General features: G+C 39.7%; 20 protein-coding genes. 13 read left to right on the top strand and 7 right to left on the bottom strand.

Features of this window, described 5'->3' with window-relative positions:
* Positions 1-125 precede the first annotated feature (125 nt).
* Entirely contained in the window at positions 126-986 is an 861-nt protein-coding gene (locus tag AAE250_RS05580; protein ID WP_342288768.1) for a helix-turn-helix domain-containing protein, read from the top strand.
* Positions 987-1,345: 359 nt separating this feature from the next.
* Here AAE250_RS05580 and AAE250_RS05575 read toward each other — a convergent pair whose 3' ends face one another.
* Positions 1,346-1,897, bottom strand: a complete 552-nt coding sequence (locus tag AAE250_RS05575) for a flavodoxin family protein (protein WP_342288767.1) — start codon at positions 1,895-1,897, stop codon at positions 1,346-1,348.
* 2 nt (positions 1,898-1,899) lie between these two features.
* Positions 1,900-2,283 (bottom strand): nuclear transport factor 2 family protein, encoded by a 384-nt coding sequence (locus tag AAE250_RS05570; RefSeq protein WP_342288766.1) that lies wholly within the window; start codon positions 2,281-2,283, stop codon positions 1,900-1,902.
* Between the two features lie 322 nt (positions 2,284-2,605).
* On the opposite strand from AAE250_RS05570, the gene AAE250_RS05565 reads away from it, so the two are divergent.
* Positions 2,606-2,785 carry a winged helix-turn-helix transcriptional regulator gene (locus AAE250_RS05565; protein WP_342288765.1) on the top strand — a complete coding sequence of 60 codons (180 nt, stop codon included), beginning with the start codon at positions 2,606-2,608 and terminating at the stop codon, positions 2,783-2,785.
* 383 nt (positions 2,786-3,168) lie between these two features.
* On the opposite strand, the gene AAE250_RS05560 is transcribed toward AAE250_RS05565, so the two are convergent.
* On the bottom strand, positions 3,169-3,612 hold the full coding sequence (locus AAE250_RS05560; protein ID WP_342288764.1) for a PH domain-containing protein: 444 nt from the start codon (positions 3,610-3,612) through the stop codon (positions 3,169-3,171).
* Between the two features lie 380 nt (positions 3,613-3,992).
* On the opposite strand from AAE250_RS05560, the gene AAE250_RS05555 reads away from it, so the two are divergent.
* The 5 genes from AAE250_RS05555 to AAE250_RS05535 all read left to right on the top strand — a co-directional run bounded on the left by AAE250_RS05555 (position 3,993) and on the right by AAE250_RS05535 (position 8,070).
* Positions 3,993-4,457 (top strand): DUF417 family protein, encoded by a 465-nt coding sequence (locus AAE250_RS05555; RefSeq protein ID WP_342288762.1) that lies wholly within the window; start codon positions 3,993-3,995, stop codon positions 4,455-4,457.
* Positions 4,458-4,470: 13 nt separating this feature from the next.
* Entirely contained in the window at positions 4,471-5,568 is a 1,098-nt protein-coding gene (msrB, locus tag AAE250_RS05550) for a peptide-methionine (R)-S-oxide reductase MsrB (protein ID WP_342288761.1), read from the top strand.
* A gap of 89 nt (positions 5,569-5,657) precedes the next feature.
* Positions 5,658-6,233 carry a sigma-70 family RNA polymerase sigma factor gene (locus tag AAE250_RS05545; RefSeq protein ID WP_342288760.1) on the top strand — a complete coding sequence of 192 codons (576 nt, stop codon included), beginning with the start codon at positions 5,658-5,660 and terminating at the stop codon, positions 6,231-6,233.
* Positions 6,234-6,240: 7 nt separating this feature from the next.
* Complete coding sequence (locus AAE250_RS05540) at positions 6,241-6,516, top strand: hypothetical protein (RefSeq protein WP_342288758.1); 276 nt, start codon at positions 6,241-6,243, stop codon at positions 6,514-6,516.
* A 51-nt stretch (positions 6,517-6,567) separates the two neighbouring features.
* Entirely contained in the window at positions 6,568-8,070 is a 1,503-nt protein-coding gene (locus tag AAE250_RS05535) for a glutamine synthetase family protein (RefSeq protein WP_342288757.1), read from the top strand.
* 52 nt (positions 8,071-8,122) lie between these two features.
* Here the strand turns inward: AAE250_RS05535 and AAE250_RS23620 are convergent, their stop codons facing one another.
* Positions 8,123-8,404: a LytR/AlgR family response regulator transcription factor gene (locus tag AAE250_RS23620; RefSeq protein WP_446715736.1), complete on the bottom strand. Its 282-nt coding sequence runs from the start codon at positions 8,402-8,404 to the stop codon at positions 8,123-8,125.
* Between the two features lie 340 nt (positions 8,405-8,744).
* On the bottom strand, positions 8,745-9,464 hold the full coding sequence (locus tag AAE250_RS05530; protein ID WP_342288756.1) for a helix-turn-helix domain-containing protein: 720 nt from the start codon (positions 9,462-9,464) through the stop codon (positions 8,745-8,747).
* 514 nt (positions 9,465-9,978) lie between these two features.
* Between AAE250_RS05530 and AAE250_RS05525 the strand changes: the two genes are divergently transcribed.
* From AAE250_RS05525 to AAE250_RS05505, 5 genes are all read left to right on the top strand, one after another.
* On the top strand, positions 9,979-12,567 hold the full coding sequence (locus tag AAE250_RS05525) for a TonB-dependent receptor plug domain-containing protein (protein WP_342288755.1): 2,589 nt from the start codon (positions 9,979-9,981) through the stop codon (positions 12,565-12,567).
* 173 nt (positions 12,568-12,740) lie between these two features.
* Entirely contained in the window at positions 12,741-13,784 is a 1,044-nt protein-coding gene (locus AAE250_RS05520; protein ID WP_342288754.1) for a DUF4876 domain-containing protein, read from the top strand.
* Between the two features lie 40 nt (positions 13,785-13,824).
* Positions 13,825-15,333, top strand: a complete 1,509-nt coding sequence (locus AAE250_RS05515) for a DUF6850 family outer membrane beta-barrel protein (RefSeq protein ID WP_342288753.1) — start codon at positions 13,825-13,827, stop codon at positions 15,331-15,333.
* A 53-nt stretch (positions 15,334-15,386) separates the two neighbouring features.
* Positions 15,387-15,614 (top strand): hypothetical protein, encoded by a 228-nt coding sequence (locus tag AAE250_RS05510; RefSeq protein WP_342288752.1) that lies wholly within the window; start codon positions 15,387-15,389, stop codon positions 15,612-15,614.
* 8 nt (positions 15,615-15,622) lie between these two features.
* Positions 15,623-17,497, top strand: coding sequence for a helix-turn-helix transcriptional regulator (locus tag AAE250_RS05505; protein WP_342288751.1), 1,875 nt, complete (start codon positions 15,623-15,625; stop codon positions 17,495-17,497).
* Positions 17,498-17,644: 147 nt separating this feature from the next.
* Here the strand turns inward: AAE250_RS05505 and AAE250_RS23615 are convergent, their stop codons facing one another.
* Positions 17,645-17,923, bottom strand: coding sequence for a LytR/AlgR family response regulator transcription factor (locus AAE250_RS23615; RefSeq protein ID WP_446715735.1), 279 nt, complete (start codon positions 17,921-17,923; stop codon positions 17,645-17,647).
* A 267-nt stretch (positions 17,924-18,190) separates the two neighbouring features.
* A complete protein-coding gene (locus AAE250_RS05500) occupies positions 18,191-19,849 on the bottom strand; it encodes a B12-binding domain-containing radical SAM protein (protein WP_342288750.1) in 1,659 nt (552 codons plus the stop codon).
* Between the two features lie 149 nt (positions 19,850-19,998).
* Here AAE250_RS05500 and AAE250_RS05495 point away from each other — a divergent pair, with 149 nt between their 5' ends.
* Positions 19,999-21,726, top strand: coding sequence for a helix-turn-helix transcriptional regulator (locus AAE250_RS05495; protein WP_446715728.1), 1,728 nt, complete (start codon positions 19,999-20,001; stop codon positions 21,724-21,726).
* Positions 21,727-21,854 lie beyond the last annotated feature (128 nt).

Below are 21,854 nucleotides of genomic sequence, written 5' to 3'. Positions count from 1 at the left end.
TTGCAAAAGTAGAAGATGTTTAAGGGCTAAAAAAGGTCATACATTTGGATAAATTGGACTGTTCTTTGAATTGATTAGTAAATACATATTATTTTGATATATATTTGTGTTCAAAAACGTAGATTATGAAATGTGCTATCCAGTTTAACTCACATCCATTTATTCAAAAGAGTGGGAACGTCGAAAATATAGAAGATAAATTCTATATAGGTAACCTATCATCTGAAATGAACCTGATGAATTATCCGTTTAGGACAGATTTATATATTTGCTGTATCTGTTCAGCAGGGGAAAGCAGAGGACGGATAAACCTTATACCCTATTCGCTGAAAGCGTTGGGGATGTCAATAAATGTTCCCGGACAATTATTGGAACATGAATTTATGACAGATGAATTTCAGGGTATCTATATACTAATGTCTAAGGATTTTGTTAGCAGTTTAGGTCTGCCATATAATTTTCAAACCTATATGTCTGTACAGGAAACTCCTATTTTGCCATTAACGGAAAATCAATATAAAGCAATGCTTTCTTACTGTAATATGGTACGTAATGTTATAAAAATAGACCATCCAAACAAACTGGATATTACCAAACACCTTACTTGTGCTTTCTTTTATGGAATGGGATATTATTTTCATCAGATAACAGTAAGTAAAAAATTATCGAATGAAGAAATCTTGATGCAGGATTTTCTAAAGACAGTACAACAACACTACAAGATAGAGAGAAAAGTTATTTTCTATGCAGACAAACTACATTTGTCTGCTGGCTATCTATCAACTGTTATTAAAAATGTGAGTGGAAAAACAGCGGCAGAGTGGATTGATGATTATGTTATTTTAGAAGCTAAATCTTTATTAAAATCATCCAGTTTGACCATACAGCAAATTAGTGACGGCTTAAATTTTCCCTCTCAGTCATTTTTTGGAAAGTACTTTAAAAGACAAATTGGCATATCTCCTAAAGAATATAGGGAAAAATGATTTTCAGAATGATTTAGGAGGGTGTGTCAAAACACCTAAAACAAGAAAATCACCCCTGTCACACATAGTTGTAGCAGGGGTGGTTTTGTTAAAAAGAGGGTTTTGACACACCCTCTCTAAGCTGAAACATTTATATTCAAACATTTGCGTAATTCGGAAAAGAGTTATATCCTTGAACCGAAGTAACAGCCAAAGGACGACAGATAAACGTCTTTTTTGAAACCTAAATTGTACCCCCTAAGGCATTGACATATTGATAAATAGTTGAATTTAAGCGATATAAGGAGATAGGTTCAGAAAGTGTAGTATAAGTGCATCCGGTTTTATTGGGACTACCGTTAATCAATAAGACTTTCATATTAAATAGACATAGCTAATTTACTTGCTTCCTCTAACGCTGGATGCTTTTTAATATCGCCGATATTCATTACACCACCAGCATAAACTTCACCTAAGTTACTCCATTCCAAGTGTTTTAATAATGAGTGAAAATAATGTTTTATCGGTTCAAAGTTATCTTTAGAGTTACCTTCCGCAGCCATAAGCATAATGCAGCCTTTTTGCGGATTGCTGTAATTAGCATCTTTCTCGGCAACAGCAAATAATCGGTCGAAAGCTGTTTTCAACTGTGCTGTAATGTTCCAATAGTACATTGGAGAAGCCAATACTACAATATCAGCTTCCTCATAGGCAGGATAAATTTGTAGCATATCATCTTCTTGTACACATGGCTTATTCGGATTTTTACCACCACCAAAGCAACCCAAGCATGGATGAATGTTCATTTTTTGCAGATTAAAGACTGTGATTGCATGACCTTTCTTTTCAGCACCTTGTCTGAAGGCGTCTATAAGTCCTGCTGTGTTTCCATGTAGACGAGGACTTCCGTTAAGTATAAGTATTTTGCTCATGATTATTTTTGAATGGTATTTGAGTTTTGATTATATGCTTTTGCCACACATTTCCATTCCCCTTTTATCTTAAGTAGAAGCAAGTAGTCGGTAAAATCAATTCTACCACCCCATTTTTCTTCTAATACACGTACAACAGCTACAGTTTCTTCCACAGAAACAATATCAATACGTGCCTTAAAATCATCACCTGCCCCCACTGTATCAACATTATGATAAAATTGTTCAATAGAACCATGTTCCAGCTTCCCATCCAAATAGCCAAACAATACGGCTTCATCTATAAACAGTTCTTTTGCATAGGTACTATTTCCCTCTGCCACACTCCTAACAAACTTCAAAGCAGCTTCTTCCACTGCTTTGTATTCCGCAATATTTGCTCTCATAATTTTATAATTTAATAGTGTTATTAATTCTGTTGCAAAGTTATAGGGCAGTCCTTGTTTATACAAGTACCGTAAAATTATTCATATACTGAAAAATTATTCGGTATACCTACTTTTTTGAATGTTATTTGTAGCTTTGTCACAAAAAAAAGATATGTACGAAAGAAAAATCCCTATAGATTTAGATTGCCCATTACGACTAACTATGAGCCTAATTGACTCTAAATGGAAGTCATGTATATTGGATGAATTACGCTATCAAGCTATGCGCCCCAGCGAACTTCATAAAGCATTGCCTGAAGCTACTCCATGAGTACTTGATTTGCAATTAAAAGAGTTAGTGGAAGACGGATTGGTAGAGAAAACCATTTATCCTGAACTTCCACCTCGCTCTGAATATTCTATCACTTCTCTTGGAATGACATTAATTCCAATTATTGATGCTATGCTTGATTGGGGAAAAAAGAATAAAGACTTATTTGAAAGGAAGCATAGAAAATAAGTTTATAATTGCAAAAGCATCTTATTATGATTTTTACTGCAAGGTGCAAGTATATATCTATATATATAGCTTGCACCTTGCACTAATCGCTAAACATTTATATTCAGACATTTGCGTAATTCAGAAAAGAGTTGTATCCTTGAACTCGTGAGATATTCAGACAAACAGCGGACAAAGCTGGACAAAAGCGTCAATGGAAATCGTTACTGTTTCGTTACCTATTTGAAATCTTGGAAAATAAGATGTTGATTTATAGGTTGTTAGATGGTTTGGCTCAGTACCCTGTCTCTCCGCTGAACTAACCGGATAAAACCGGATAAAGGATAGCCAAGTTCCACAAAATCAATGATTTGTGGAACTTTTTTTATCCCCATACTTCTGGATTATTGAAGTTGTGCATTGATCTCGTTCCTGAACTTCATTGGATTGGTTATATAGTTAAATGTATTTGTTGCTCCGCCAGTAGTTACAACGATAGAACCAAATCCTAAAATACGTCCCATAATACTTTGATTAATTCGTAAGCCCTCACATTTATTTAAAATCAATTCGAGAGCATCCCGACTAAGAAAACCTGATTTTAGAATAACCTTTTTGTTTGTGATAACATATTCAGCCCCTAGCTTTATAAAAACTCTTTTTACCAATTGGAATAATCCTAATATTAGTAAAAGCAAACCGATATAATAAATGAAACTTGTCCGTGCGGAAGAAAGGCAAGCACCCAGTAATAACAGTATTACTGGATATACGAAAATATACCAGTGAATATTTGCTTTATATTTGATTTCTTCACCTGCTTGTAGATTGTCTTGAATATAGCTCATAGTACTTATAAATTAATAGATTGCATAGTTTTATTATCAGGGAACAAAAATACATATAATCAGAATGGTACAAAATAAATCTTAGATTTTTCTTTTCATTTGTTATTTCACCTTTCCAACCGTCAGCCTCTTTCGTAGTTCCGAAAATACTATTTTATTCCCATACAAACTGTAATATAGGCAATAGATTAACAAAAATAAAACGGCAACTTGATTTTATTGTAGAGGAAGAAGATGTACTATTTGTTTGATAATTAACTTGTTATTTCTACAGGTTTGAAAAGATTAGAAAAAAGTTTTCCAATTGGTGTCAGTATTTTGTAGAATGACAGACTAAACTATCAAAAGAAACAAAATAACGAATTAAATAAGAAAAGAACATGAAATCAATTATCAGTTACATCACCGCTCCATTTCCACAACTTGCACGTTTTGGATATTACATCTCGCTTTTAAGTATTGTGTTAATTATGTTGTGGATCGGCTTTTTCAAATTTACACCTACCGAAGCGGCTGGCATCAAGCCGTTGGTAGAGAACCATTTTTTACTATTTTGGTTATATGATGTCTTGAATGTACAGCAGGTATCTAATCTTTTTGGAGTAATCGAAATCACGACTGGGCTTTTGCTGCTTTTTAGTCTGAAATATGATGTATTGAGGCCATTTGCAGCTCTTTGCCTCATTGCAACGTTCCTGATAACATTCAGCTTTCTGTTTACTACTCCCGGAATGTGGAGCATAGTGGACGGAGTGCCAATCACGAATTTTATGATTTTAAAAGATATCCCTATGTTGGGACTAGGTTTTATGTACCTCCGTCCTTCACCTTATTCACTTACATAAAAAAGAAAGATATATGAAAACTATTATTTTGACTATTGCGTTGCTTGTATATGTTGGATTGGCAACTGCGCAGGAAACAATGAGCGGACAGCTCTCTAAAAATACTAAAATGAGTGATATGAAAGAAATCTATTTTGCAGGCGGATGCTTCTGGGGAACAGAGCATTTTATGAAGCAGATTAATGGCGTTGTCCATACGCAAGTGGGCTATGCTAATGGGAAAGCGAATTTGAAGAACCCTACTTACGAGCAAGTTTGCAATGACGACACGGGCTTTGCCGAGACAGTAAAGGTAAGTTATAATCCGCAACAAGCTGATTTGAAGCTGTTGGTAGATTTGTTCTTCAAAACGATAGACCCGACAAGTCTTAACCGACAAGGTAATGATAGAGGATCACAATATCGTACCGGTATTTATTATGCTGATAAAGCGGATTTACCTCTTATCAAACAGACTGTGGAGGTTTTGGCAAAGCAATACTCCAGGCCGGTCGTTGTGGAAGTTGAGCCGATAAAGAACTTCTATCCTGCTGAAGACTATCACCAGGATTATCTGGATAAACATCCGAATGGTTACTGTCATATCGATCCTGAATTATTCGATATGGCCAGGAAAGCCAATATGAAGAATGAAAAGACCGGAGCAGCCTCGGCCTCTCAAAAGAAATTCCAAAAGCCGGATGATGCTACATTACGCTCTATGCTGACAGATGAACAATATGCAGTGACACAGGAGAATGCAACGGAAAGAGCTTTCAAAAACGAATACTGGGATGAAAAGCGTGAAGGACTGTATGTGGATATAACTACAGGCGAGCCTTTATTCGTATCAGCAGATAAGTTTGATTCCGGTTGTGGATGGCCCAGTTTCTCAAAACCCATCGACAAGAGTCTGGTAGTGAAAAAGATGGATCGCTCTTACGGCATGGAACGGATTGAGGTACGCAGTAAAACAGGAAATGCACACTTGGGACATGTATTCAATGATGGTCCGGCCGATAAAGGTGGGTTACGCTATTGCATTAACAGTGCATCGCTGAGATTTATTCCGAAGGAAAAGATGAAAGAAGAGGGATATGGAGATTACCTTTCTCTTTTGAAAGAAAAATAATACGTTCTCGGTTCTTACAATAAATATAGTTTTGAAAGTTATTGTCCGATAAAATACTATCTTTGTAGCAAAAAGTAATCAGTAACCGTATGCGACAAAGTGAAAACTCTATGGCTGCTTTCGAATTGGGGAAATGGGTAGATGACTACTCAAGAATATTATTGGACAGAGCATATTATCTGCTGTCCGATAAAGAAGATGCCAAAGATATAGTGCAGGAAGTTTTTCTTTCTGCATTTAAAAGCCGGGATTCTTTTCAAGGGAAAAGTTCGCCACTGACTTGGCTGATGAGTATATTGCATCATAAAGTTGCGGATATTTATAAGAAACGGTATAATGGAAGCACTTCATCATTCTCTTTTGATACTTTTTTTGATAAACATGGCGAATGGATAGAAGCGGATGTTGCAGATCCTTGGGAAGAGGATGAGTTTGCAGTAAGTGCATTGTTGAATAATGAGAGCTTTTATGAGGTATTCAATCAGTGCCTTGGGAATCTGCCCCGGCAATGGTTGATTGTTGTCAATAAATGCTATCTTCAGGAACAGAAAGCGGCAGAAATATGCCGTGAACTAAATCTGTCGATTGCCAACTATTGGAAGTTATTGCAGCGCAGCCGTCTTCAGTTGAGAAAATGTATTGATGTTCATTGGTTTAAATCATAAGATCAAAATGCTGAAAGAACTTATACATATATTTACGCTGTCGTGTAAGCAAGCTACATACCTGATAGAAAAACGCATTCATGTTCCTCTGTCCATGACGGAGAGAATGCGTTTGGCAATTCATCTTTCGCTCTGCAAATTGTGCCGTGCATACAATACAAAAGCTGTTTTCTTAGATAGTCTGATGAAAGAAGGAATCAAAAGAGAGGCTTGTAACTGCCAGTTTGAAGAGAATGAAGTGGAACTGTTCAAAGCAGACATAAAAGAGAAAATAAACGGGTGAGGGAAAATGATCCCCCTGATAATCTAATAACTTAAAAACAACCAACGTATTATGAATCAAGAACTGTCAATGAGCCCCAATTTGTTGGTGGCTGACCTTCAAAAACCGGCTTCCGAATTTACGAAAGCTGACATCATCTCTTATATTGAGGAGAATGACATTCAGATGGTGAACTTCATGTATCCCGCTGCAGACGGACGATTGAAAACATTGAACTTTGTCATCAACAATGCTGCTTATCTCGATGCTATACTTACTTGCGGCGAACGTGTAGACGGATCGAGCTTGTTTCCTTTTATCGAAGCAGGCAGTAGCGACTTGTATGTAGTGCCACGTTTCCGGACAGCTTTCGTCGATCCGTTTTCCGTACTACCTACGCTTACCATGCTTTGTTCTTTCTTTAATAAGGATGGTGAGCCATTGGAAAGCTCACCGGAATACACCTTGCGTAAAGCCTGCCAAGCATTTACCGACGTAACAGGTATGGAATTCCAAGCGATGGGTGAGTTGGAATATTATGTGATTTCGGAAAATGACGATTTGTTCCCGGCTACAGACCAGCGTGGGTATCATGAGTCGGCTCCTTATGCCAAGTTCAATGATTTCCGTACGGAATGTATGTCGTATATTGCGCAGGCGGGCGGACAGATAAAGTATGGACATTCTGAAGTAGGTAATTTTACGCTCGATGGTAAGATCTATGAGCAGAATGAAATTGAATTTCTTCCCGTGCGTGCCGATTACGCTGCCGACCAGCTGATGATAGCCAAGTGGGTGATTCGTAATCTGGCTCACCAATATGGGTACAATATTACTTTTGCTCCGAAAATTACAGCCGGAAAGGCAGGCTCAGGGCTCCATATCCACATGCGCATCATGAAGGATGGGCACAATCAGATGTTGCAGGATGGGGTACTTTCCGAAACAGCCCGGAAAGCTATTGCGGGAATGATGCAACTGGCACCTTCCATTACTGCTTTCGGCAATACGAATCCGACTTCTTATTTCCGCCTTGTTCCCCATCAGGAAGCACCTACCAATATTTGTTGGGGAGATCGTAATCGCTCTGTGCTGGTACGTGTTCCGTTAGGCTGGTCGGCAAAGACGGATATGTGTATGCTTGCCAACCCGCTGGAAAGTCCGAGCCACTATGATACTACACAGAAGCAGACGGTGGAAATGCGTTCTCCGGATGGTTCCGCTGACTTATACCAATTGATAGCAGGATTGGCCGTAGCGTGCCGTCATGGTTTTGAGATAGAAGATGCTTTGGCTATTGCCGAGAAAACGTATGTAAATGTGAATATTCATAAGAAAGAGAACGAAAATAAGTTGAAACAACTGGAACAACTTCCCGACAGTTGTGTTTCTTCTGCTGATTGTCTGGAGAAACAGCGTGCAATCTTTGAACAGTACCGGGTATTCAGCCCTGCAATGATTGATGGCATCCTCACCAAACTACGCTCTTACGATGACAAGACTTTGCGTAGTGAGATACAAGACAATCCGGAAGAGATGTTGAAGCTGGTGGAGAAATATTTCCATTGCGGATAATCCGTTTATCTTGAACCTATAAATACCCTATTATATCGCATCAAAAGGGATATTATAACCCTTTTGATGCGATATTGAAATGCGACAATGCCTCTTGCTTGTATGCTCTTCCGATAGGGATTGCATTATTGTTTATATAGAAGATGTTGCAACTATATTTCTCGACATGGCAGATATTAATGGCGTATGAGCGATGTACACGGATAAAAATATCTGAAGGCAGCGATGTTATAAAATCTCCGAGCGGTTGCGCTATTGTTATTCTCTTATCATCCGACATGCAAATCTTGCAATAGCTTCCGGCTGCTTCTATATAGTGGATCATAGAGCACATCAGTTTTTCAAGAGAATTGTTATATTTAACGTAAATACTGGATATGTCCGGTTGGACTTCTACTATGGCTTCTTTATTGTAAAAACCATAGGACTTTTTCTCGTATAATAATCCAACTTCGTACGTGGTCTTTGTGGTAGTAATCATGATGTAGTCCTCCTTGTTAATAAAAAAGTTATTGTTTGTTGCTGTAAAGATAGGCAGAAACGCAAATACAAAAGTCCTAAAAAGTAGTTTACCGGACTTTTGATTGTAATTCTTTGTTTATCAGTGGAGTACTCTTTCTGATTAGGGGATCTTTTTGACGATTTAGTAATTAAATAGATGATTTAGGAACTCTTTAGGGCTCTCTGTTATCTGCCTGTTGCTTTTTCCACTCTAAAGGTGAGAGCTGATACTGGGCTATGAAAGCGCGATAAAATGTAGATAGTCCTTGAAAGCCTGTACATTCGGCTATTTCGGCCATCGTTAAGTTCTTGTCTTTTTTTAAAAGCAACTCCTTTGCATAAGCAAGGCGTAAGGAAGTGATGTACTTGGCAAAACTGGTTCCTAATCTTTGTTTGAGATATATGCTTAAATCGGCTCTGTCTATCATGACGTCGTCGGCAATCATTTGCAAAGTAACCTTTGATTTACATATATCCGGAACCAACCATTTTTCTATCATTTTCTTTTGCTTTTCTGTAGGTATAAATATTTTCTTCTGTTTTTGAGGTAGGAGGTGGACTTGCGAGAGACTGGGTAGATTTAATCTGAATATACGTTTTATTTTCCGGTAAAGTTGAAAGTCCCAGATAATATAACTGCCTAATGCAGTGAGGAACAAGTTGTATAGGATGCTGAAACCATCGTTGGTTGCCAATGTGTTGGCAACGGCAATAAAGAAAAAGCATAGGAGGAAAATAATTTTCTTGCGACCAAGAAGAGTTCGTAGTTTGCTAAGTTTCTGACTATGCTGTAAATGAAAGGCATATACTGTAATTTGAAGAATGCTTATCAGGCAGCAGCAGACACGGAAAATAGTCCAATAGGCGGATGGACTCAAGAACATCATGCCCATGTAAATGATGGTTAATACTCCCGGCAGTAATAAGTGACGTATCCACATCTGCTTGTTGGGCAATATCCTGGTAACGAGAAAATTGTAATACAAGTAAACCAGTGGAATGATTATAGTGAAAGACCAGCAGTTAAAACTGGACATAAAAGAGACTCCCTGGCACAGAAAGAAGGTTTCATACAAGGTATAAGTATTCATCCCCCATAACATGAATAGAATGGGGGCTGTCAATGTGACCGCACTCGTCTGCTTCTTATTACAGAATGGCAATTGCATGATCCAACAGATACTTGTCGTAATCCAGGCAAGCAGTGAAGTGCAGATGACTAGTATTTGTAACGCAAGTAGATACATTTTGGTTGTTTTTGATTGTAAATGTACACACAAAAGTTGAAATTCATAGAATTTTTGCATCCTTTTTTTGTGTATGATGATGGATAGATAAAATAAAATAGTTTTCTTTGTCTCGTAAGTTATGAGCAGAAACTATTTATACATAATATTCTATTTATTCTTGGCATTGCAGTCTGGTTTGTGTAAAGTATGGGGGCAAACGCAGACGTTACGTACTGATTCCCTTCGGAATATCCACCTTCAGGAGGTAGTGGTTACTGCTGTTCAACCTGATGCTCCGGGTACCCGTTCGGTAATCGGACAGGAGGCTATTCGCCATATACAAGCTACTGAACTTTCCGGATTATCCCAATTGTTGCCGGGGGTGCTGACTCGTAATCCTGACCTGAATGTCCCCGCCGCTTTTACTATTCGCAGTGCGTCGTATGAAGATCCAACCAACGCTTTGGGAACAGCAATACTGGTTGATGGCGTGCGGATGAATAACAACATAAACTTGCAACAAACTGCCTTGGGAGCCATCGGAAAGTTATTCAATAGTTCTGCGCTTTCCGGGTTTGATGTACGTTCACTTTCTCCTTCGTCCATTGAAACGGTAGAAGTGATACGTGGTGTTCCTTCCGTTCGCTATGGTGACGTGACCAGCGGAGTAGTACTGGTGAAATCTAAAGCCGGTGTGCAGCCATATACTGCCGGGCTGAGGTTTACGGCTTCCGAAAAGTTGTTTTCTTTGGGTAAAGGCTGGGCATTGGAGAAGAATAGAGGGACTATCTACTTGGGTGCGGATTATGCATTATCTAATCTGGATAACCGCCAGCCGGAGCAAACTTTTCAACGCATGGGCTTGCAGGTGGCGTATGCCAAAGATTTCCCTTCAGCCACTTTTCGTCTGAATTTTAGAGGCTATCACATGCAAGATAAGGATGAGAAGGGGAAAAATATGCTCGATGGGGAATATCAGAAGACTGTTAACCAGGGGCTTTCATTCTCGATGAATGGGCAATGGAACTTGGGAAAAGTATGGATTACCAGCCTTGAGTATGAAGCGGGACTGACGTATGGATATCAAAAGAATCGGTCAAGCCTTTATTATTCGGGTACCCAGCAGGTCACTACCTATGAAACAGAAGCAGGAGAACATGCCGGTGTCTTCCTTCCACCTAATTATTTTTCAGATCTTTCTGTAGAAGGAAAGCCTTTGACTGCCGATGCGTCTCTGATTGCCAATCTCCGGCAGTCCATATATAATAATGTGTATAACCATTTTTCTTTAGGCGTGAAGGCGGGTATGGAAGGCAATCATGGTGAGGGGATTTCTTTTAATCCGCTCGCTCCTTCTACCGAGATGATCGGAGCGCGTGCGCGCTCGTATCGCGATATTCCTTTTGTTCATCAGTATGCAGCTTTTGCCGAAGACAGGCTGACTTTGCGCTATGGGGGAATGCAAACTGAACTGCAGGCGGGGATACGTTTCAACCATTTGCAGGTAAAGTCTTTACATTACACTCCAACAGTCGAACCGCGTTTCAATCTCCGACAGGTACTTTGGGAGCAGAAGGAAGGTGGAGTTCTGAATAGCTTCAGTATACGTGTAGGTTGGGGATTAATGCGTAAAATGCCGGTGCTGGCCTATCTTTATCCGGATAAGGCTTATACAGACAAGAATTGTTTTACTTATAGTGATGTGGAAAATGGCCGGCGTCTGACAGTGTTGCATACTTTTATAACAGATAAAACCTTTAATCCGCAGTTGCGCTTGCCGGTCAACAATAAATTAGAATTAGGTGTAAACTTGAAAATCAAAGGTGTAACTGCCGACATTGTGTGGTTCCGGGAACGTCTACGCAATGGGTATTGCTCTGTACAGCAGGCGGAGCCCTTCAGCTATCGACGTTATGCTTCGTTGACAGATAAAGGTGAACACCCGGAGCTGACTGCTGAAGGAGTGATGAATAATGGAGAACTTCTTCCTTATACAACGAATACGACTTTTTCCCTCTATATGCGCCCTGAAAATGGTGTGGAGCAGCGTAAGGAAGGGGTGGAATATACCATCGATTTAGGACGTTGGAAGAGTTTGCGTTCATCATTCCTTGTCAGTGGCAGTTATATAAAGGTACGTGAGAAGGACCATGCACTTTCTGCGTACTATCCGCAAGTGGAACTGAATGGAAAGCCTTATCCTTATGTGGGTATTTACGAGGCTACCGGTCTGCTTTCCAATCTTTGGACAAGGCAGTTATGCAGCAGCCGTTTCCAGTGCATCACTCAGGTTCCCCGTATCGGACTGATTACTACCTTGACGCTGCAAGCAGTATGGATGGATAAACAGCGCAGAGGAATGGAAAGTGACTATGATAATCCGGTTTATCTTGCAGATGAGAATGGGTATCGGATGGATGGCAACCCGATGACTGATACGGAACATCGCAAACGTCTCAATCCGGTGTATTACCTGGATGAGGAAGGTACCCGACACCGCTTTACTCCGGAAATGGCGACTGATAAGCGTTTTGCCGATCTGGTAATGGATGCCGGCACTTTGACAGCCTTTCAGGAAGACTCGTTCGGTGCTTATTTCCTGTTAAATCTCCGGGTGACAAAAAGAATTGGAAACCATGTCTCGGTTGCGTTCTGTGCCAATAACCTTACAAGGGCAAATCCGAAACGCTGGACGCAGAGTACACAGCAATATTCACTGTTGAATCCGGATTTGTATTATGGGGCTGAGATAAATATCCGGTTTTAATAATCTTGGATAAATAGAACAAACAAATATAACAAGCAATGAAAACGATTCATTATTTATTTTTCGTATTAATCTTACTTCTTTCTTCTTGTTCAGAAGATGAAAATAGCTCGTCTCAGGTTGATATACGGATATTATCACCTGAGGGATATTCGGATTTACCTTATGAGGAAATGACAGTCGTCTTGACGAATCAGTCTCAAGGGGCAATTTATAAATCGCAATGCTCTTCCGAAGGAGTAGCGCATTTCAATGTGGAGTATGGTTACTATACTGTTTCTGTACATTATCAATCTCCATCCGGACTGATCTTCAGCGGTAGAATAGAATCATTGCCGTTATTGCCGGGACAGAGTGAGGCTACAGATGTGGTGAAGGTACAACTATCTCGTTCTGAAACGAATGCGTTGGTTATAAAAGAGATATATTATGGTGGCTGTATCGGCAAAATGGGGGAAGAATATCAGGCAGATCAATACGTTACGTTATACAATAATTCGGATGAAACAATTTATCTGGACGGACTGTGCGTAGGAGTGGTCGATCCTCCTACGGGAATAGAATCTCCCTGGATGAAATATACAGATATGTCGAGAATCCCGGTGAATGACTTGACTTGGCAGTTTCCGGGAAACGGTAAGGATTATCCTTTGCTTCCGGGAGCCGGAACTACTATTGCTACAAATGCTGTTAATCATACCGGAGGTGAATATCAGCATGCTAATTCGATTGACTTGTCGGGAGTGGACTGGGGATTTTGGGATGTGAGCCTGAGTCGCCAGGATATTCAGCCGGGTGTAACCCCGATGAAGCTTATATCAAAACTCAATCCTAATACTTCGATCTATTCTTTGCCTGTTGTCGGTCCTACTTTCATAGTTTTCGGTTTGCAAGGAGTTGCGGCAGAGAGCTATGTAGACGACCCGGTTAATCGTGAGCCCCGTCCGCAAGCTGCCAATCAGAATAAACTCTATCTAATGATACCTAAAGCGTGGGTAATTGATTGTGTTGAGTGCGTGGAGACTGTAAATAAGATAACCAATAAGCGGGTACCCGATGAATTGAATCATACTCCGGCATATATTCCGGAGGGAGCTTATTGTGGAAAATCACTTGTCCGCAAGAAGAGTATAGGAACGGATGGGCGTGTGACTTATCAGGATACGAACAACTCTGCGGAAGATTTTGAAGTTTCGGTTCCATTATTGAAGAAGTGATAATAGAATGAAGTTCCGGACAGCGTTAATAGGGCTATTAATGGGAGTACCGATTGTTGCTTTGGCACAATCGGATACTTTGCATATTCCTTCTGTACAGGAGGTGTATAAACAGAATTCCTGGCTTGCCGGACGCAATCCGATAGGTTTGTCTTTCAACCGTTTTAATACATTTTCTGTGGCGGAAGCAGGGTATGGTTATAGCAGTGGTAACTTGGGAAAGGTATCTTTGCCTGTATCTGCCAATGCTTATTCTGTGTTGAGCGAGTCGTTCCAACGATTGGGAGAGGTTGCTTTGTATGGTTGCTTGGATTATACGCAGAATCAAAATCGGGGACAAAATTGGGACGGGATGACTAATGATTATTGGCAAGCGGTGAATTTGTGTGATTCGGTCAGTGGCAAACGAAGGAGTGAGGCGTATCATTTGGCCGGAGCCTTTTCTTTGCCGTTACGGTCGAGTTGGTTGGTAGGTGCACAATTTGATTATCGGGTACAAATGACGTCTAAGGATACTGATCCTCGTAATAAGAATCAATGGTCGGAGTGGATATTGACTCCTGGGATAGGATATCAATCAGGGAATTATACATGGGGAGCATCGTTGTTTTATGCCGAGAGAAAAGAATCTGTGGATTATCAGAATATGGGGACACATGCAACCTATCCTTTCTTTGCAGTTTATCCGCTAAGTTTCTTTAAGACGCTGTCTAAAGATGAAAATATAAAGTGGTATTATAAGGGGCAGGAATTGGGTGGAGCCTTACAGTTGGATTTTAGTAGGGAGGAATTTCGTTGGTTCCAGCAACTGGAGGGAAGTATGACGAAGCAAAAGATTGAAGGAGATCGTATACAAGATCGCGAAGAAGGGAAAACCGATCTTTGGAAAATTGCTTATTTGGGAAAGATTCAAAGGCTTTTTGCCCATGCTCGACATGAGTGGAGTTTGCAAGTCAGATATGAGCAGGCTGATAACTATGACCCGTTGCAACAGCAAGAGGAAGGGGGAGCCTGGAATTCGTACGGGAAGGTACTTCGCTCTACTCGCCATATTGGTTGGGGGAGTTTGAATTATGAATATCGTCGGTTGCGTGATGTTTGGAATCCTCTTTTCTCTATACTGTCAGGAGTTGACTATCGTTATCAGGAAAGCAGTTTATTGTTTTATCCAACGAAATATGTGCAACCGCTTCATCGTTTTACGTTCTACACAATGTTTACACGTAATTTTGTGCTGCCCGATGCATATCTTGATTGTTCTTTAGGTGGGAAGTATCGGGTAGGAGGTGGAGATATCATGAAAGAGGAGAAACTAACTTCCGATCAAAATGCAGGTGAAATAAAGTTATGGCAGAATACCAGGCGTTTACAACAGGATTATGACTATGAAACAGCAGCAGGATTCGCTTTGAATTTTTCTGTTACATATACGCGTAAAGTACCTTTCTGCTGGTTTATTCGATTGTCTGGTGACTACGAATATTTGCATAAATCTCTATTAAAAAGGGATAGTAAGAAAATTGTCACACATATTGGTTTGATATTTTAGATAGAATGTGTAGATTTGGGGGCTAAAAATTAAAAACTAAAAATAACGTAATTATGGAAAACAATGAAGGAAAATTGGCAGCTGCTTCGGGAGATATGCCGGTGGGAAGATGGACAATAAATCAATCTAAATGTACTACATGTTGTGAATGTATTGATGCATGTTTAAGGGGCCTGTTGGCTTTGGAAAATAATGTTATTGTAATGAAGAATGAGAAAATTTGTGACCAATGTGGTGATTGTGCATCTGCTTGTGCGTATCGTGCTATAGTTTTGACTTGATTGAATATATGAAGTCGCTTTTTCTGTTTTTATTGTTGTTCCTATGTATTGGTTGTATAAGTCAGAATAAAAAGACTGCTGTTCAAGTAGGATATGAATTAAATGCGGTGTCTATACTATCTCCCTCATTTGACTCATTGCTACAAAAAGTGAAAACTTTGCCTGTTTGTGAACAAGCAAAAATTATATTAGAGATATCTTCTCGGGCAGAAGTGGAGTTTTCTAAAATAGAAAAACAAAAAGAGCTTTTAGTTGAAGTTTTACCTATCGCTTCGAAAAAAATAAAAAAGAAGATATTGTTTCAATTAGTGTCTCTTTATGAAAGTCTAGATGCATTAAGTGCACCAGGTGCTGTTGTTGAGGGGCTTAAACTATGTAAAGAACTGGAAGCATGTTATTCTTTATCTCAAGAGGAAAGTTGGAAAATTAGGGATATAAAGGCAGCTTTTTTGAACAGACAAGGGTTATATAAAGAAAGTATATCAATATTGTATGAATTATTGAAAGAACATCGTGATGCAGGAGAGAATATGTCTGTGATTGAAGATCTGTATACAATTGCTACTTATTTAACTCGATTGGGAGATTTGAAAAAAGGTCTTTCTGTATATAAGGATGCCTATATACAAGCTGTAAATTACCGATCATTTGAACAACAAATATCATGTCTAGTATCAATTATTGATATTTCTTGTGATTTGAAATATTACAATGACGTTGTAAATATCTGTAATACATTAGGTGTTGATTCTATAGCTAAACATATACCTTCTGCCTATTCTATGATGTCAATATGCTACTTGCAGCTTCAGAAGTCTGATAGTGCACGCTATTATTTAACAAAGATGAATTCGAAATTGCATAATAGGATAGGAGTAGTATATTATTGTAGAATGGCAGAAACGTATATTTCAGAAAATCAAGAAGATTCAGCTACTTATTATTTAAATAAGGCTATGAAGCAATTTGAAGCAGAAAGTGAGTTGAAATCTCAAGATGACAAGATGCTTCCTATGTACTTTATGTATGTTTATCCCTCATACGCCTCCCTACTACAAAAAAATGGTAAAACCCAGCAAGCAGGTGAGGCGTTTCGCCTAGTTGAGCCTTTAATGAAGGAACCGGTGACTGAACCTGCCCGATTAGAAAAGCAGATTGATGCTCTTGGGCGTTATAGTGCTTTTTGCCAAGCTACTAAGCAATATAAGAAAGCAGCTGATTTATTAGTCTATCGGGATTCTATCCAAAAGATATATTATGAAGAAAAAATAAGTAGTGATAGTAAGAACTGGACTGGCCGTTTCGAAATTCAGGAATTAGAGAATGAAAATAAGCTAAAACAACAGCAGCTCGATAATACAATGCGTATGACAGCTTCCTCATGGACTTTTAGTCTAATTTTGGTTCTTGTCGTTAGCGTTTCTGTCTTTATAAATTGTCGATTGAAGAGAAATATTAAAGAATACCATAAGCGGCTCTCAGAATTGACTCCTCCTCCGCCTGCTGTTCCTCAAAAACGCGAACCGCTTAGCCAGCAAGAACAACTCTACAATGCTGCCCGAAAATTGGTTACAACTAAAAAACTCTATCTGAATAGCTCGCTGACTCTTGATGAATTAGCCGAGAGGTTGGATACAAATCGCACTGCTTTATCGGCAGCTATCAATAAATATTCGGGAGGTAATTTTAACCAATGGATTAATAAGTTTCGAATAGACCATGCTTTAAAACGCATCATGTTTACAGACAATTTGCGTGATTTAGCTGAAGAAGTTGGCTTTAAATCCTGCAGCACATTCTATTCCAGTTTTAAGGAATGTGAGGGCTGTGCGCCGGGTGAATATAAAAAAAAGCACAAGTACGATACATCCCAAGATGCATAGTTTTCATCAAAAAAAGAAATCTCGTAAAAGTCTAACTTCAATCAGTCTGACTTTTACGAGATATTCAAGAAATATCTTCTAAGTAATATTTCTTATTTAAACAACCATACCCAAAATTTTATGCACCCCTCTCTCTTGAGTGGATATTTACGATCCTACTATGTTTAAATGCTTAAGTACTTCCTTTTTATATTCCCTCCCTATAACTATCTGCGCTGCTCCTATATACAATGTATTGCCAGTAATTCGCTCAATATGATTTAGGTTGACTATATAAGAGCGGTGTGTACGTATAAAAATCTCTGAAGGTAGATACTCCATTAATTCTGTGAGTGTCATTGCAAGTATGATTTTGGGACGGTCGGGTGCCAGATAAATATAGCAATATCCCCCTGATGCTTCAAGATGATAAATCTCATTATACATATATCTACAATAACAATCATTTTGTTTCAGATAGATACAATTGCCGGCAGTATTGTTCGGTTTTACATCCATAGTTCTGAATAATAGGTTTGAATTTTCTGTTTGTAAAGGTAAGGCGAAAATAGGATTCCCAATATCCCAAAATGTAGTTTGTAGATTATGATATTGTAATCTATTGATTGCTAATAAACTATGGTGCTCTATGTCCTATATTATTTTATGATTTCGGAATTTTAATGATGATTTTGTAATTTACAAAGTACTCATTCAATACTGTTTTGCGAGGTTTGTCCCCTTAGCTTTAAATACCGGTTCGGCTTTTTGTATTTCAGACTCGAAGCCAAACCAATAACCATCCTCTGTTTTCTCGTCGGTAGGCAAGAAGCAGAGGCGGAGACTTGCTTTGTATTCTCCGTACATAATTTCCCAATTTTCGGGCGGAAGTTGACGTTTGGTTTTTACCTTTTCTGCGGGCACCTTCTTCAGTGACATGCCTGCCTCTATCCAGGCGATGGTAACTGCAAGCTGATATTCGGGGTAATTGTCCTTGCAGAATTCATAAAGAATAAGTCCGCGCTTTTCCAGACTCATAGGCTGGTCTATCAAGTTCTTTCGTATCAGATACTCTAAGAAAAGAGGGAGGAAGTCCTCATTGTCTAAAATCAGTTTGCGGGTAACGGCTTGCCAGGCAGGCGTATTATAAAATCCATCCAGCAATCGTGAGAGCTGGCGGGCTGTCTGCAGTTCGCTTACACTGATTTCGTTGGTTTGCAATACCTCATAAGGAGGGAGAGGAGAGTAACGAATGCCCAATGCCTCCGCTTTTCTTCGCATTTCCGTACCGGGAAGCAGTTTCAAGGATTCCAATTGTATTTCACCGGCATTATATTCGGCAAGGGTACGCACATCCTCGAAGATTTCAGATAAATGGTACAGAGGCAATCCGGCAATAAGGTCGGCGTGAGTTTCCATATTGGATAAGGAACATAGAAACTTTAATCCCTTCAAAGCATCATCCAGCCTCCCCATTCGCTGACTTTTCTGCAGGACGGGTTCGCGCAGGCTTTGTATGCCGGCTTCAAGATGGAGCAGCCCTGCAGGAAGTTGCTTCAGTTCTTCTTTTAATTCATCGGACAGCAGAGCCGGATGCATTTCCAGATGGAAACGTATATCGGGAGAGAATTCTAAAAAGAGTTGCAGTAGCTCTTTGGCCCGTCGGGAATTATAATTGAATGTCCGGTCGAGGACGCGGACATTTTTAATGCCATGCTGGTGAATGACTTGAAGTCGTTCACGGATCTTCTCGATAGACAGGGTTCGTACCGGCTTTTCTCCCCCGCTGACGCAGAATGCACAAGTGTTGAAGCACCCTCGTGTTGTCTCCAGTTGTACGAAAGGCTTGCTCCAATTGAAGAAGCAGCTCTTTTCAGGAGGTACAAGGTCAGAGAAATTAAGTACGCGGGCAATTCCGTTGTCTATGTATTGTTTCTGTGAGTCAAGATAGCATAACCCTGGAATTACATTCCATTTTTCGGGTTGCTTCCAGCAAGCAAGCCATTGAGGGAACACCTCTTCTCCTTCGCCCCTGAATACGCAGTCGATGAAAGGGTTTCTGCGAAGAAAATCTTCGTTGTCACCCAAGAACTCAGGGCCACCCAAGATGAAGCAGCTTTGAGGTAGCAGCGCTTTCAGCCTTGCTGTGATATGTAGTAGCTGTTCATGATTGAATAACCAGGCTGTTGCTGCAAGTATGTCGGGCCGATGTCTGTATATTTCATCGACAATCATTCCTGCATTCTCGTTGATGGTGGCAGATACTATCTCCCATTCGACGGAAGGATCGTTTGCAATCTGTGCATGTAGTGCAGGGAGTGCCAGTGAAGAGTGGGCATACGAACTGTTAAGGTCTATCCAGAGAATTTTCATATTTGACGGGGTTTCATGCATGCAAAGATAGCTGATTTTATCTTTCAGATAAATAAAAAAGTATATATTTGCACATTGACAAGGAATTTGTCAATGGGATGTGATGCAACACAAGCTATTTTTATGTAAACCATTCTTTTTTTTATGTCATGAGATGTGTTATTTATATATGTATGCTTTTATTGGGAAGCTGCATACATTTGTCTGCTCAAGAAAACATGGGATATGAAGCTCACATGCTCCCTACTGAGCAGCACATAAGAGATACTTATGTATCCGAACCTAAACATGCTTTAGAATTGCTCAATGAGGCCGAAGATAAAAATTCAATGCCTCTTTATCTGATTGATGAGTTACGCAGTAGAGTTTACCGCCACATGTATCAATGCGAATTGTCTTTCTTGTATGCTCGGAGAGCGTATGTACATGATTCTATAGCCAATAATAATCCCGAACATTTGTTGGAGATGACAATAACTTTAGCCGAATTATCCAATCTTCTAAGTGAGTATAAGGAGAGCATCCGTTATGCCATTCAAGGAATGGAACTGGCCCGGGAAAATGGGGATAAGCAGGCGGAAGCAAAGTTACTGTTCTGCATGGGTGAGAACAAAAGGATGTTGTCTCTCAAGGAAGAAGGGTATGAATACTTCGACAAAGCTATTCAATTGTTGGACAATGCCCGCGATGCCCGGGGAATGAGAATGCTTTCTTATTTTTATGGAGTGAAGATGAGCTATCTTATTGACGATAATCGCTTTGCGGATGCTTTGGCAATTGGCCTGCAGAGGGAGAAATTGCTGGACAGGATGAAAACAGTTCAGGATATCTCGGATACTTATTTGGACCAGCAATATGAATATGTTTACTCAAAACTGGCTTATACATATTATATGTTGGGAGAATCGGCTGTAGCAGTAAGATATTACCAAAAGTATAAGGCTACAGAAGCCGCCGCTACTCCGGACGGGAAGTATGATGCTACTCCTTATTTACTTGCTTCCGGACAATATCAAGCCGTACTGGATCATTGCCGTGAGCTGAAAAATGTATTCAGACAGCAAGATACGATTAATTATCAGTATCGTGGAATCCTGCAGAAGGAGATAAAAGCTTATGTTGCCTTGAAAGATTTCGGACAAGTTGCACTGTTGCGGGAGTCGGTCATTGCAGTGACTGACAGCATGTATCTTCGTGAGAAAGAAAATGCTGCATTGGAACTGGCTACTCTTTACGAAGTGAATGAGAAAGAAGCACGTATCGCCGAGCAGTCATTCCAGTTGCGGATACGTAATATCTCATTGGTATTTGTTTTATGTCTGGCTTTATCGGCATTTGCCTTCCTTTGGAGATTATGGTTTAAGAACCGTGCCATAAAGAATAAGAATAGAGTTTTGGTACAATATATCAATGAGCAGCTTTCTTTGCAGGCCAGCCTTGATCAGTCTCACGAGAACTCCCAATTATCCGCCTCTTTATCTTTGCCTGATGGCGAGGAAGGTGAGGAAACAGATGATGAAACGGCACATGAAGTCAATAAGATGGTTTTTCAGAAACTGGATTTTCTTATTAGAAAAGAGAAGCTGTATCTTTCGACAGACTTGAGCAGAGACGATTTGGCTAAGAGAGTTCATATGAATAATACCCGTTTTGCCAAGATGATAAAGGAAAATACAGGTACAAACCTGAATGGATATATCAATAATATACGTTTGAAGCATGCCATACAGTTACTGAAAGAACATCCTGAATATACTTTGCGTGCCATTGCCGAAGCGTCCGGAATAAACAGCATGCCTACCTTCCATAATCTGTTTAAAAGCAAGACGGGAATGACACCAGCTGAATTTAAAAACACACAGTCGGAGTTTAAGTGATGGAACACTGGGAGTGAACAGATGAAACTAATAAGGTAAACAGCCATATGCCTTATTGCTTTATTGCACAAGATGCCATCTTGTGCTGTTTAAGATGCCATCTTATGCTACACAAGATGGCATCTTGT

Source organism: Bacteroides sp. GD17 (assembly GCF_038448625.1).
GTDB lineage: Bacteria > Bacteroidota > Bacteroidia > Bacteroidales > Bacteroidaceae > Bacteroides.
This window is presented reverse-complemented; position numbering and strand designations above follow the sequence as displayed.

What these genes read in the sequence shown, in the direction of transcription:
- AAE250_RS05580 (WP_342288768.1), top strand. Translation starts at nt 126, where the DNA reads ATGAAATGTGCTATCCAGTTTAACTCACATCCATTTATTCAAAAGAGT.
- AAE250_RS05575 (WP_342288767.1), bottom strand. Translation starts at nt 1,897, where the DNA reads ATGAGCAAAATACTTATACTTAACGGAAGTCCTCGTCTACATGGAAAC.
- AAE250_RS05570 (WP_342288766.1), bottom strand. Translation starts at nt 2,283, where the DNA reads ATGAGAGCAAATATTGCGGAATACAAAGCAGTGGAAGAAGCTGCTTTG.
- AAE250_RS05560 (WP_342288764.1), bottom strand. Translation starts at nt 3,612, where the DNA reads ATGAGCTATATTCAAGACAATCTACAAGCAGGTGAAGAAATCAAATAT.
- AAE250_RS05555 (WP_342288762.1), top strand. Translation starts at nt 3,993, where the DNA reads ATGAAATCAATTATCAGTTACATCACCGCTCCATTTCCACAACTTGCA.
- msrB (WP_342288761.1), top strand. Translation starts at nt 4,471, where the DNA reads ATGAAAACTATTATTTTGACTATTGCGTTGCTTGTATATGTTGGATTG.
- AAE250_RS05545 (WP_342288760.1), top strand. Translation starts at nt 5,658, where the DNA reads ATGCGACAAAGTGAAAACTCTATGGCTGCTTTCGAATTGGGGAAATGG.
- AAE250_RS05540 (WP_342288758.1), top strand. Translation starts at nt 6,241, where the DNA reads ATGCTGAAAGAACTTATACATATATTTACGCTGTCGTGTAAGCAAGCT.
- AAE250_RS05535 (WP_342288757.1), top strand. Translation starts at nt 6,568, where the DNA reads ATGAATCAAGAACTGTCAATGAGCCCCAATTTGTTGGTGGCTGACCTT.
- AAE250_RS23620 (WP_446715736.1), bottom strand. Translation starts at nt 8,404, where the DNA reads ATGTGCTCTATGATCCACTATATAGAAGCAGCCGGAAGCTATTGCAAG.
- AAE250_RS05530 (WP_342288756.1), bottom strand. Translation starts at nt 9,464, where the DNA reads ATGGGCATGATGTTCTTGAGTCCATCCGCCTATTGGACTATTTTCCGT.
- AAE250_RS05520 (WP_342288754.1), top strand. Translation starts at nt 12,741, where the DNA reads ATGACAGTCGTCTTGACGAATCAGTCTCAAGGGGCAATTTATAAATCG.
- AAE250_RS05515 (WP_342288753.1), top strand. Translation starts at nt 13,825, where the DNA reads ATGGGAGTACCGATTGTTGCTTTGGCACAATCGGATACTTTGCATATT.
- AAE250_RS05510 (WP_342288752.1), top strand. Translation starts at nt 15,387, where the DNA reads ATGGAAAACAATGAAGGAAAATTGGCAGCTGCTTCGGGAGATATGCCG.
- AAE250_RS05505 (WP_342288751.1), top strand. Translation starts at nt 15,623, where the DNA reads ATGAAGTCGCTTTTTCTGTTTTTATTGTTGTTCCTATGTATTGGTTGT.
- AAE250_RS23615 (WP_446715735.1), bottom strand. Translation starts at nt 17,923, where the DNA reads ATGTATAATGAGATTTATCATCTTGAAGCATCAGGGGGATATTGCTAT.
- AAE250_RS05500 (WP_342288750.1), bottom strand. Translation starts at nt 19,849, where the DNA reads ATGAAAATTCTCTGGATAGACCTTAACAGTTCGTATGCCCACTCTTCA.
- AAE250_RS05495 (WP_446715728.1), top strand. Translation starts at nt 19,999, where the DNA reads ATGAGATGTGTTATTTATATATGTATGCTTTTATTGGGAAGCTGCATA.